A 12,490-nucleotide genomic window follows, 5' to 3' on the forward strand; every position below is an offset into this window, starting at 1 on the left:
GAGTATGGTGCAACATTAGCCTCAGTGTTTCAATGCATTGTAGATTTTTTCTGCCAATGCTTGTGAAATACTCGGCACTTTTGCAATTTCCTCGACGCTAGCATTCAGTAAAGGTTGCAGTCCCCCCATATACTTCAGCAAAATTTGCCGCCGTTTAGGGCCAACTCCCTCTATCGTTTCTAATGCACTGGTATTTTTTACTTTAGCACGACGCTGCCTATGTCCGGTGATAGCATGGTTATGCGAGTCATCTCGGATATGTTGAATCAAATGCAATGCTGGTGAATCTGGTGGCAACGAGAACCCCTCCCCTTGCGCCTCCAGGAACAATGTTTCCAGCCCCGCTTTTCGATCACTTCCCTTAGCAACGCCGACCAATAATGGTTTTTGCTTATCCCACTCAACGGTGAGAGAAGCAAACACGTCAAAAGCCTGAGACAGTTGGCCTTTCCCTCCGTCAATGAAAATAACATCAGGAATTTTTTTGTCATCTAATGCCTTACCATATCGACGTTTAAGCACTTGAGACATCGCCGCATAATCATCACCGGGCGTTATGCCACTAATATTGTAGCGTCTATATTCCGAACGTACAGGACCATTTGCATCAAATACGACACAAGACGCGACAGTCTGCTCTCCCATCGTATGGCTGATATCAAAACATTCCATACGATTGATCTCATCAAGATTAAGAATCTTGGCTAACTCTTTCATTCGCTGATGTATTGTTGATTGCTGCGATAAACGAGTAATCAACGCAGTAGAGGCATTTGTGCGCGCAAGTTTAAGGTAACGCGCTCGATCCCCCCGAGGACGGCTTTGGATCTGAATTTTTCTTCCGGCCAACTCAGAAAGAGAGGAAGCCAGCAGATCCTTTTCCTCTAGGGTAAAGTCCAGCAAGATCTCACCTGGGAGCGTTCGCCCCTGGCTTCCTTGCAAATAAAACTGCCCAACAAAGGTCTGAACGACTTCACTGAGCTCAGTCCCAGCAGGAACTTTCGGGAAGTAACTCCGGCTTCCCAGCACTTTCCCTTGTCGAATAAATAGCACATGAACACAAGCTAATCCGGCATCAAACGCCACACCGATAACATCAAGATCTGCACTGTCGCCCGAAACGAACTGCTGTTCAGTAACTCGCCTTACTGCTTGTATTTGATCTCGAATACGTGCCGCATCTTCGAAATGCAACGATTGACTGGCTTCCTCCATCCGGGAAATCAGTTGTGTCAGTACCTGTTGGTCTTTGCCCGAGAGGAACAAACGCACATAATCAACCTGGCGTTGGTACTCATCATCGCTCACAAGACCTGCAACACAGGGGCCTGAACAACGGCCAATCTGATATTGCAGACAAGGCCGTGAACGATTGCGGTAGACACTGTTTTCACACTGCCTTACTGGAAAAAGTTTTTGCAATAATGCCAAGGTTTCGCGGACAGCATAAGAGTTTGGGAACGGGCCAAAATACTCACCCTTCTCATGCTTAGCACCGCGATGAATAGCTAAGCGCGGGTGAGTATCCGCACTCAAGAAAATAAGAGGATATGACTTATCATCACGCAACAGTACGTTGTAACGAGGCTGATAAAGCTTGATATAGTTATGCTCAAGCAGCAGTGCTTCCGTTTCTGTATGTGTCACGGTCACATCAATTTGAGCAATATTCTTAACCAAGGTCTCTGTTTTTCGACTGGCAACCTGAGCACGGAAATAACTCGTCAGACGTTTCTTGAGGTCTTTTGCTTTGCCGACATAAATAACTGTCCCCGTCTTATCATACATACGGTAAACACCAGGTTGGCTGGTGACAGTTTTCAAAAACTCTTTAGAATCGAAACAATCAGTCACTATTAGACAACGTCTCCGCGTTAAACAGACCGTGGCGAATAGCCAGATGGGTCAATTCAACGTCACCACTTATATTAAGCTTGCTAAACATCCGGTAGCGATAGCTGTTCACCGTTTTCGGACTCAGATGAAGTTGTTCCGAAATGTCGTTCACCTTTTGGCCTTTCGTTATCATGAGCATAATTTGTAACTCACGCTCTGACAAACAACTAAAAGGCGTTTCGGCTGGAGGCTCTAACTGACCCAAAGCCATCTGCTGCGCAATATCAGAAGCAATGTAGCGTTGCCCCGAATGAACCGCACGGATAGCCGTAACAACATCCTGAGGTGCTGCCCCCTTACTTAAATACCCACCGGCACCAGCCTGCATGACTTTTGCGGGCAGCGGATTTTCAGTATGGATGGTTAGCATGATAACTTTAGTATCTGGAGAAAAACGCAAAATCTTACGAGTTGCTTCCAACCCGCCGATACCGGGCATATTCATATCCATCAAAACGATATCAACAACATGGCTACGGCACCATTTTACCGCATCTTCACCACACTGCATCTCGCCCGCTACTTTGATACCCTTGATATCTTCAAGAATGCGTCGAATCCCTGCGCGCACCAGTTCGTGGTCATCAACAAGAAGAACGCTAATCAAAGAAAATTCTCCAAAAATAAGGGAGTAACCTAATCACGCTTTGTTTACGACAATGATATTACTTGTTTTCGACCAAAGAATGAATACAGAATAATTGCAAATTCATATCTATATTGTTTGACAGATATTATTTTTATCATCATTTCGACTATGTACATAAAATCGCTGACATATCAATTAACGACATGATAAAAAAGAAAAGTTTTTTTAAGAGTTTTCTTGGCATTACACTGCTATTCATGCAAACAGTAATTGCTGACACCCCGAAACTTATTTTTACATGAAAAAGCACAACATATTGATACCACACAGGATCGGCTATTTCCGTTCTAATTTTGCGGCATAGGAATTATTCTTAGTTTTGTTTATTTATTGTTTATCTCTTATTCACGCTCAAAATGAGTGATTTTTGACACAAAATTACTCATTCAGAAATGGTATGATTTTTATGAACAAAACTCACTTAATTAAGATAATACTTACATAGTCAGAGGAAGCATCTTCCAGACATACCTATCCCCTGCTCGCCTTCGACCACATTTTGCGCCACAAACTAAAGATTAAGCACATGTTATCAAAGCTGACCATCAGTTTATGATATAATGCTATAACTGTTTAATAATGCCGCGAATGTTCACTGCGATACTGGGTTAGCCCACATCACTTTGTTCACAGGTAAGCTATCACTTCAGGAAAAAAAATGAGTAATCCAGACTTTACCACTTCTGCTGACCCAGAAACTTTAGCAAATGAAGTTGCATGTTTGAAAGCAACATTGACTCTATTGCTAAAAGCGATCGGCCAAGCCGATGCTGGGAAAGTAATCTTAAATATCGAACGTTCCATTGCCGGTATCGAAGACACTGCTCAAGCTGAAGTTTTCACCAATACCCTGGCACAAATCAAGAACGGCTATCGTCAATAGCTTATCAAGATATAGAGTCTTATTTTGCTCCGCTGCCATATATAGGAATTTCTTTGTTTTTCATTGAAATATATTCTATTGGCAGCTTTTTTAAATTTTTCGGGATTGCGATGGGACTGTTACTTAAAGCACTGATCGGCGCCATAGTTGTGGTATTGATTGGGCTATTATCGAGGACGCGCAATTACTATATTGCTGGTTTAATCCCGTTATTCCCTACTTTCGCCCTCATCGCACACTATATTGTTGGCCATGAGCGCAATATCGAAGCACTGCGCATAACAATTACATTCGGTTTATGGGCTATCATTCCCTACTTTATCTATTTGATATCGCTTTATTTTTTAATTGACTATTTACGCCTACCACTCGCATTGACCGCGGCTGTGTTATGTTGGGCCATCGCCGCCTGGATACTTATAGCTGCCTGGAACCAATGGCATAGTTAACGAAAACCATACCATTATCAGCGCAATAGTAATAAAACAAGCGCATGAATAGCCAACAGCGCCACAGAGAAGGTGAGATTCAAATTACTGATAGATTTTGATCTGACTTCATCAGAAGGTATATCACTTACTTGAATTTTTCTGACTCTGTAAACCCAGTACCCGCCGAGCACCACAAAAAGCAAGGCCAGAGACACCGCCAAGAGTGGAGATCCCCAGACTAAGTACTCACTTAATCCTGCAATAGCAAACCAAAGAATGACAAAGACCATGATTAACCACCTAAAGTTTTGATAGTCCGAGCTTAGCACACTCCTTAAAAACCATTAAGACCCACTTACAAGAAAAAAAGGAATGCAGAAAACATAAAATGTCAGTCTAAAAACATCATAAACAGCAGAAATGAAGTTAATAAATAGTTAATTTAAAAAAAGAACCGTATTGAACATCCACAATTAAATAGCATAAGATAAAGCGATAACTAAATTATAAGACAAATCATCTATGACTTTATCTAAAAAATGATAAATTTAGCTCAAAAAGCAACATTATCCTGTATTTTGTACATTCAAATAAAATGCTTAAAAAATCAAATTAAGTAGTTTTATTACATCAAGAATTCATTTTATTTGCCGTTATACATTGCACCTCTATTTAATATACGTAATGTTCATGAAAAAGTTCTCCGACCTATCCATTTTGACAAAGTTACTCTCAGGCTTTTCGGTTGTTATTGTCATGATGTTATTGCTAGGTGCTGTGGCACTATCACAGTTAAGCAGTAATAACGCCAGGCTGGAAGCCTATCGCGACAGTTGGTTACCGGGTGTTCGCTATGCATTAGAGATGCGAGGCGTTTTAGCCGAATTGCGCCTGCAGCAGGTTCAGTATATCGCCTCATCGACAGAAAAAGAGCGCGAAGGACACCGCCTGGAGATATTACAAGCCGTAGACAACTTTCGTGCCGCGCAAGATAGATTTCTGAAATTACCCGAAGGTTACAATCACTCCGAACTATTCAAGAGAATAATGTCAGATTTTGACCACTTTTCTCAGGCAAACAGTCTCGTTATTGATGCGGTTAATAATAATCAATTAGCTGAAGCCACTAAAGTTAGTGGTGATACATCAAGAAAATATCGCACACAGTTGATGAAAGACCTCGCTGAATTAGTCGTACTGGAAGTTCAAGGTGGGGAACAAGCTGCAACAGATGGTCAACAAAGCTTTAATACTGCCAAAAACGTACTTATCGCTTTATTGCTCTTTGCTGTTTTCATTTCTGCACTGCTTGCTGTCATGATTGCCCGCAACTTTTCTCGTTTATTGGGAGGGGAACCGGCCTATGCTGTGGCTATTATGGGCCATATCGCCGCCGGAAACTTATCCACTGAAATAAAACTTCGCCCAGGTGATAATAATAGCTTACTGGCTTCCCTGAATATCATGAACCGGCAGTTGAAGAAAACGATTAATGAGATCATGCATGGGAGCGAATCAATTTCTGTGGCGTCGAATCAGATTGCTCAGGGTAATGCTGACTTATCACAACGTACCGAGGAACAAGCATCCTCTCTGATTCAAACCTCAGCAAATATGCAGGAACTCACCCAAACCGTACGTCAGAATGCGGAGAATGCACGGCAAGCAAGTGAGTTAGCGGTTAATACAGCAGCAACCGCCACAGAAGGCGGAATTATTGTTGATGAAATGCTACTTCGTATGCAAGAAATCACCAAAAGCTCAAGGAAGATCGTCGATATTATTGCTGTTATTGAAGGCATTGCCTTCCAAACCAATATATTAGCGTTAAATGCTGCAGTTGAGGCCGCCCGAGCGGGCACCGAAGGTAAGGGATTTGCCGTTGTCGCAAGCGAAGTACGCACTTTGGCACAGAAAAGTGCAAATGCAGCCAAAGAGATAAAGCAATTAATTGTTGGTACGGTTGAGAAAATTAATGCGGGTTCAGAACGCGCTGACCATGCCAGTCAAGCGATGGGCGAGATAGTCGACTCGGTGGGGAAAGTTGCTCATATCGTTGGCGAGATATCGACGGCATCACACGAGCAACACATTGGTATTCAAGAGATCGGTATCGCTGTAGAACAGATGGATCAAGTTACGCAACAAAATGCCGCATTGGTTGAACAAGCCGCCGCCGCCGCACAATCATTAACGGAGCAAGGCGCGGAGTTGCGCCAGATTATCCGTTTCTTTCAAATTAATCAGCCATCATTAAGCTAAGGAAATAATGACTAAGCGCTAAGTTGTGTGAATTATAGCAACTTAGTGCCTAGCTCAAGATGATATGGCATCTTCTCTGAAGAACATATTCATTATACGGATTACAGAAGTTCTTTCTGTACCCAAAGGCTAATACTCCCGCCATTAACAGGAAATGGCGCCCCACCATCTTCATCTGTAGTAATAATATCCTGACGATTACCTAAGTAATCAGCAAACTCTTTATTTTCAAAACCTTCACCAAGGACGATTGTTTTTTCACTTTCTGCGCCATTCGAAAGAATCACCACACAACCGGGTGCCTCCGCCGTACCAGCACGAACAAAAGCAATACAGTTTTTATCATCAAAATAATCGGTTTGTGCGCCATGAGCGAAGCGTTGTCTGGCTTGAATTAGCCTCTCCAATTCAGCAACAACCGGCATCTCTATCTGATAAGTCCCCCCATCTTCACCGTTATCTTCATAATTGGCACCAAAAAGATCGGGGTAAAAAACACAGGGAATACCTTGTTCTCGTATTAAGATCAACGCGTAAGCCAAAGGTTTAAACCAAGGTTCTACAGGTGCTTCCAGGGCCTGAAGTGGCTGAGTATCGTGATTGGCCACCAACGTAATGGTATGTGACGGGTCAACTTCAATTAATGAGCCATTGAATATTTGCGTTAAATCAAAATCTTCGCCCTGTTTCGACGCTTCGTGAAACTTGTGATGTAAAGCAACGTCGAACAACATTACATTGCCTTCTACCCGTGCCAGATATTGTTGTAATTTTTCGATATCAGGGGACCAATACTCCGCAATAATCAGTAAATCATGTTCTGTTTCATTTTGTATATATTCTATCCATGCTTTAAAAAACCATGCTGGGATATGTTTTACTGCATCCAATCTAAAACCATCAATTGGCAGTGACTCCAGTAACCATTTTCCCCAATATTTTAACTCATCCATAACGGCAGGATTACGGAAATCAATATCCGCCCCCATCAGATAATCAAAATTACCTAACTCATCATCAACCTCTGTATTCCATCCCTCATCGCTATAATCGTTTACTATCTTAAAAACCCCCTCATCTGAGGGTTCTTCAATATAATCAACACCGGTAAAACACTGTTTATCCCAAACAAAGGATGAATAAGTTTCATTGCGGCCAGAAAACGTAAAACGGGTATAGGCAAGGGCGTCGATAATATCATCGTCCATTTCAGTCCGGTTATCAGGATTAACTTTACGGACACTGACCTGTTCTTTTTCATCCGCCCCCATCTTGTGATTGAATACGACGTCAAAAAGAACTTTTATGCCATTCTCCTTCAATCGGTTAATCGCATTCTGTAATCCTTCTTTGTCGCCATATTTAGTCGACTGAGTCCCCTTCTGATCAAACTCCCCCAGATCAAACAAATCATAGGTGTCATATCCTACAGAATATCCTCCTGAGGCACCTTTATATGCGGGGGGAAGCCAAACGATATTAATTCCAAGTTGGCTAATATGTGCGGCTTGATCTGAGACCTCCTGCCATAATTTACCGCCATCAGGATAGTACCAATGGAAAAACTGGAAGATTGTGGGATTATTCATAGGCTTGATAACTCCATTTAACCGTATATCTCACAGTATGGCCCACTTTATAAAAGTTGGATTGGCAATAAGGTAATAGACTGTGTATTCGTTTTAATAGTGAGTTAATGTAAGGTCGGCCAGCATTAAAAAGAGGTAATTTAAATGAAAATAGTGGATATCCCCTTCGGTATCACCGATTGGTCAGAAATAGAAACAACTGAGCATAAGGGGGAGCAAGGGGTTGCCTACTGGCGAACACAACTTTTTGGTCGTGTTAGAGTCCGTATGGTTGAGTACAGTGCTGGATACAAAGCTGACCATTGGTGTTCTAAAGGGCATATATTGCTGTGCCTTGAAGGCGAACTAAGCACTGAATTGGACGATGGGCGAAGCTTTATATTGAAGGCAGGTATGAGTTATCAGGTTGCCGATGGCGCCGAAGCACATCGTTCATCTACAATCTCAGGGGCCAGACTTTTTATTGTCGACTGATCACGTTTTTCGAAGATGTCTATGAGTCCTTTATATTCAGCTAGCAGCCAGTCCTCGGCTGTTAGCTGAAATAAACGTTGTTACTGCCCTTCAGGTAATGAATCAACGGGGTTATCCGGGTATAAAACCCGAATACGTCGTCTGACAATCTCGACCTGAAATGCTGCCATGACTGCAATCATGATCAGGATTTCACCAAACCCGCCTTGTTCCGTTGGTTGATTATAAAGATATTGCAGTGTCCCTATAATCCATTTAGAACCAACCAATAGCAGAAATAAAGTTATCGTCAGTGGTGTTCCCTTGCAAAAAATACGTCCATCAGGTTCACGCCAAATCTCTATAAGGCGACCTTGCAAAACACCGACAACAATACTAAATAAAACTCCGCTACCTAAAACTACCCAGGAAGTCATCGTAGCGGGCATATATGTTCCACCGACTACCAGGCCGACCATCCCGTAAACCCAGGCCCATTTAAAACGGGCGGGGCCTAAAGACACCTCGTGGCTGACCGACTGGCGGTACAATGCAAAAAGTGTTAGCACCAGAATAATCAGTATTTGTACGGGAGTCATCGCTATCTCCTTCAAGAGAAGCATCTAATCAGGGATAAAGTGCCTTAATCTGGCATAGTGGCTACCTGCTCTCGCAGTATATTCACGCTTTATCAGTCTTTGGCAACACCAAACAGAAGGTGACCCTTCCCGAACGGTTAACGAAGTCCGTCAACACGTACTGTATAAAGTTTAGGCTATTTCTCAATAAATAACAGAATCCGCATAATATTAATTTACTCCGCACTCCATATTAAATAGTTTTAACTATCCGTTATTACATCTCAATATCGCTTTAGCTAATCTCAGTCATTTGTATTTATAACAAAGGAATAACATTTGGCGGCTGCTCTGATATATTCAATATCTTTTCATTAGTGCTAAACTGTCGATGTTTTTTATTCAGGAGTAAAAAGTTAATTTAAAGGAGAAGAGAAATGACTCAGAATATTTATGATAATCAGGCATTTTTTTCAGGGTATGCACAACTTCCCCGTTCAGTTGATGGATTGGCTGGCGCGCCAGAATGGGAAGCGATTCGCCAGATGCTGCCGTCGCTGTCAGGAAGTAAAGTTGTAGATCTGGGTTGTGGCTATGGCTGGTTTTGTCGCTACGCACGCTCGCAAGGTGCCAGCGAAGTTTTAGGGCTGGATGTTTCAACGCGAATGTTAAACCGCGCTAAAGAGATGACCACTGACGAAAACATTATTTACCGTCAGGAAGACCTGGAACATTTGCATCTACCACCACAACTGTTCCAATTAGCCTATAGCTCACTCACATTGCATTATATAAAAGCACTGCCAGCACTGTTTTCCACGATTTATCAAGCACTAACTCCTGGGGGCAGTTTTGTTTTTTCCGCCGAACACCCTATCTTTACCGCAGCAAAGCAACCTGGTTGGTTAATTGCCGATAATGGGCAAAAATCCTGGCTGGTGAACAGTTATCAGGCGGAAGGGGAACGTATAACAAACTGGTTGGCAGAAGGCGTTATCAAGCAGCATCGGACATTAGGGACTTATATTAATTTTTTGATAAAACAAGGTTTTATAATTACGCATGTCGAAGAATGGGGACCAACAACACAGCAAATTATAGATTATCCTGAATTGGATGAAGAGAAAGAACGCCCTATGCTATTTTTACTTTCTGCGAAGAAACCTGAATAGAAATCGGGATGGTTTTTATTAAAAATTCCTGCATCAACTCGTGACTCTTGGGGAGGTTTACTCCCCCAGCGCCTGTTTGATATTGACTCGGCGAGCCTAAAAACCACTAACTCATTATAAAACCCCTTAATAGGGTTAAATGACCTATAGTATAAATTAAATGCAACGCTGTATGGGATCCATTATGTCTAATAAAAATCACGAAGAAACAACAGTTAATGAAGGTTTGGCTAAAATTCATGAAGCTTCAGAACAACTTACCGAAGAGCAAATTGAACAGTTGGCTGAAGAAGCCAAAGCCGCAGCCAGAGAGAATGTACAAAAGCATACACACGACTAATCAACAAAATGGGGGATGTATATGAACACTGTGCCGCCAGATGGATTACCAATATACCGGCTGATTACCGGACCAGATGATTCATCATTTTGTCACCGAGTGTCTGATCAATTGAAGCTTGGCTATGTATTATACTGCTCACCATCAATCGCTTATGACCCAGAGAAAAAGACGATAATTGCAGCACAAGCGATCATTTGGCCTGGGAATTGAGCCTGATGGTAATAAAAGCTACCCGATCCACAGTTGGTAATTTGTGATACGGATAAATAGCTTCTTGGATTGAGTTTTACGTCTGTAAAATGTCATCTCACTGATGATAAAATAACTATTTTTCAATGCGTTAAATTTATTTTTGATATTGTTTTGTAGCCACACCCAGTAGTCCTTGGTCACTACTGCTAATCTTTGTTAGCGACACTTCGCGCTAAGTGGATAAGACAAGTAACAGGAGACGATGAATATGCAAGCTCCCCCGATACCTCAAGATGAGGCTAAGAGAATTGCTACATTACGCTCTTATAATATTCTCGATACCTCTCCCGAAGAACGCTTTGATCGTATCACCCGCTTAGCTAAACGTTTATTTAATGTGCCAATCGCGCTTATATCTATCGTCGACGTAAACCGGCAATGGTTTAAATCACATCCCGGACTGGAAACCAGCGAAACCCCCAGGGATATATCTTTTTGTGGTCATGCGATTTTAGGTGACGATATCCTTTTGGTACCCAATGCACTTAACGACCTTCGTTTTAGTGACAACCCACTCGTTACCGACGATCCTGGCATTCGTTTTTATGCGGGTTGTCCGCTGGTTGTTCCCAATGGCAGTAAACTTGGCACACTCTGTATTATCGATCTTAAACCGCGCTCTTTAGATGAATACGACCAACAACTTTTATGTGACTTAGCGAAAATGGCTGAGCAAGAAATTGCTGCCGTTCAATTAGCAACTATTGACGAACTAACACAGTTAACCAACCGTCGAGGCTTTGAAATTCTGGCTCAGCATGCATTAACATTTTGCTCACATAATAATATTCCTGCCACTTTGATTTTCTTTGATCTAAATGATTTTAAAGAAATAAATGACAGTTATGGTCATGCTGAAGGTGATAAGGCATTAGTGACTTTCGCTGAGGAGTTACAGTTTTTCTTCCGTGACACAGATGTTGTCGCCCGATTGGGTGGCGACGAATTTGTCACATTACTCACGGCATCAGGTTGTAGTGATATGCCAGCAATATTAAGCCGCTTTAAGAATGCGTTAGAATTACGCAATAGCCAAGAATTGCGTGGTTATAATATTGATTTTAGCGTGGGGTACGCTAATTGCAATTTAGAGAAAGATACACCGATTAATGAACTACTCGCCGCCGCCGATTCATCCATGTACATGCATAAATTAGAGCTACGCACTAAAAAAACCCCTTTTTCTAAGAGTTAATGTCATGTGTTATTACACTTCTCAAAGCACCAGTAAGTCGTCGTGTTAATAATTAATCAAATCAAAAACTAAATGCCTAAACAATAAATCTGCCAGGAGAGATATACCCGATATGCTCCTAAATGGTGCCGACTCCCTAAATAGGGGCACTAATTTAGTTATCCATAATAAAAATAAACTATTTTTCAATTAGTTAGATATGGCGCAAATATTGCTTGATTAAAGACCATAACAGCAAGGAGGAAGAAATGAGAGCAATGTCTGCGTACTACTTACAATATACTGTATTTCTGCTACTGGTTGCTGGAACCATCAATTTTATTTTTCAGTAACCGCTAAAAGAGTCTCGCTAATGCGCGGCTCTTTTGTTTTATCTCGGGTAAAAAGTACAATAAATTGTCGTATTAATACGCAAAAAAATAATTGTTTGGCTCATTGATCCTCACCCTACATGGCAGTCATACAGCCATCACGCCTCGACGTTTAGCCTAAAGTCGAAAGAATATTCTCAGGAAAGGTAGTATCAAACGTTTGAGCGATTTCCGCTTTCGACCACCATAGGTATTTACTGTTCACAGACCTCTCATATCACGGCCCCTGGATATTATGGAAAATTGAGATTTTTATTGTGCAATGTTAGTGAATAAAGCATTACGATTATCACAACTACGGAGAAAATAAAACTATTCAGCGCAAGCCTATAATCATAATTGATGTTTATTCAACTTTATTTACTCAATTAACATTCGGGTTTTAACGTGTTTTACCCATATTCCTGGTTAAGATA

General features: G+C 41.7%; 13 protein-coding genes. 8 read left to right on the forward strand and 5 right to left on the reverse strand.

The window, feature by feature from the left end:
- Positions 1-21 precede the first annotated feature (21 nt).
- Positions 22-1,854, reverse strand: coding sequence for an excinuclease ABC subunit UvrC (gene uvrC / locus V1953_RS12250; protein ID WP_372569054.1), 1,833 nt, complete (start codon positions 1,852-1,854; stop codon positions 22-24).
- Positions 1,847-2,503 (reverse strand): UvrY/SirA/GacA family response regulator transcription factor, encoded by a 657-nt coding sequence (gene uvrY / locus V1953_RS12255; RefSeq protein ID WP_083159113.1) that lies wholly within the window; start codon positions 2,501-2,503, stop codon positions 1,847-1,849. Before uvrY ends, uvrC begins: the two co-directional genes overlap by 8 nt.
- Before the next feature lie 700 nt (positions 2,504-3,203).
- Here uvrY and V1953_RS12260 point away from each other — a divergent pair.
- Both V1953_RS12260 and V1953_RS12265 read left to right on the forward strand, forming a co-directional pair.
- On the forward strand, positions 3,204-3,428 hold the full coding sequence (locus tag V1953_RS12260) for a DUF2594 family protein (RefSeq protein ID WP_083159114.1): 225 nt from the start codon (positions 3,204-3,206) through the stop codon (positions 3,426-3,428).
- A gap of 110 nt (positions 3,429-3,538) precedes the next feature.
- Entirely contained in the window at positions 3,539-3,877 is a 339-nt protein-coding gene (locus tag V1953_RS12265) for a GlpM family protein (RefSeq protein WP_442850983.1), read from the forward strand.
- A 17-nt stretch (positions 3,878-3,894) separates the two neighbouring features.
- Here V1953_RS12265 and V1953_RS12270 read toward each other — a convergent pair whose 3' ends face one another.
- A complete protein-coding gene (locus V1953_RS12270; RefSeq protein WP_083159115.1) occupies positions 3,895-4,149 on the reverse strand; it encodes a hypothetical protein in 255 nt (84 codons plus the stop codon).
- Between the two features lie 400 nt (positions 4,150-4,549).
- On the opposite strand from V1953_RS12270, the gene V1953_RS12275 reads away from it, so the two are divergent.
- Positions 4,550-6,121 (forward strand): methyl-accepting chemotaxis protein, encoded by a 1,572-nt coding sequence (locus V1953_RS12275; protein WP_372569053.1) that lies wholly within the window; start codon positions 4,550-4,552, stop codon positions 6,119-6,121.
- A gap of 101 nt (positions 6,122-6,222) precedes the next feature.
- Here the strand turns inward: V1953_RS12275 and amyA are convergent, their stop codons facing one another.
- Positions 6,223-7,710, reverse strand: coding sequence for an alpha-amylase (amyA, locus tag V1953_RS12280; RefSeq protein ID WP_420073789.1), 1,488 nt, complete (start codon positions 7,708-7,710; stop codon positions 6,223-6,225).
- Positions 7,711-7,854: 144 nt separating this feature from the next.
- Here amyA and V1953_RS12285 point away from each other — a divergent pair, with 144 nt between their 5' ends.
- Entirely contained in the window at positions 7,855-8,184 is a 330-nt protein-coding gene (locus V1953_RS12285) for a DHCW motif cupin fold protein (protein WP_083159118.1), read from the forward strand.
- Positions 8,185-8,264: 80 nt separating this feature from the next.
- On the opposite strand, the gene V1953_RS12290 is transcribed toward V1953_RS12285, so the two are convergent.
- Positions 8,265-8,762, reverse strand: coding sequence for a hypothetical protein (locus tag V1953_RS12290; RefSeq protein ID WP_083159119.1), 498 nt, complete (start codon positions 8,760-8,762; stop codon positions 8,265-8,267).
- A 416-nt stretch (positions 8,763-9,178) separates the two neighbouring features.
- On the opposite strand from V1953_RS12290, the gene V1953_RS12295 reads away from it, so the two are divergent.
- The 4 genes from V1953_RS12295 (at position 9,179) to V1953_RS12310 (ending at position 11,703) form a co-directional block, all read left to right on the forward strand.
- Entirely contained in the window at positions 9,179-9,913 is a 735-nt protein-coding gene (locus V1953_RS12295) for a class I SAM-dependent methyltransferase (protein ID WP_442850984.1), read from the forward strand.
- A gap of 172 nt (positions 9,914-10,085) precedes the next feature.
- The gene (locus tag V1953_RS12300; RefSeq protein WP_372569050.1) at positions 10,086-10,253 is read left to right on the forward strand and encodes a hypothetical protein; all 168 of its coding nucleotides are present in this window, start codon (positions 10,086-10,088) and stop codon (positions 10,251-10,253) included.
- A gap of 21 nt (positions 10,254-10,274) precedes the next feature.
- Complete coding sequence (locus tag V1953_RS12305; RefSeq protein WP_442847905.1) at positions 10,275-10,466, forward strand: DUF1737 domain-containing protein; 192 nt, start codon at positions 10,275-10,277, stop codon at positions 10,464-10,466.
- A 244-nt stretch (positions 10,467-10,710) separates the two neighbouring features.
- Positions 10,711-11,703, forward strand: coding sequence for a sensor domain-containing diguanylate cyclase (locus V1953_RS12310; RefSeq protein ID WP_372569048.1), 993 nt, complete (start codon positions 10,711-10,713; stop codon positions 11,701-11,703).
- Positions 11,704-12,490: the final 787 nt, after the last annotated feature.

The organism is Yersinia sp. 2541 StPb PI (genome assembly GCF_052217145.1).
Classification (GTDB): Bacteria; Pseudomonadota; Gammaproteobacteria; order Enterobacterales; family Enterobacteriaceae; genus Yersinia; species Yersinia enterocolitica_E.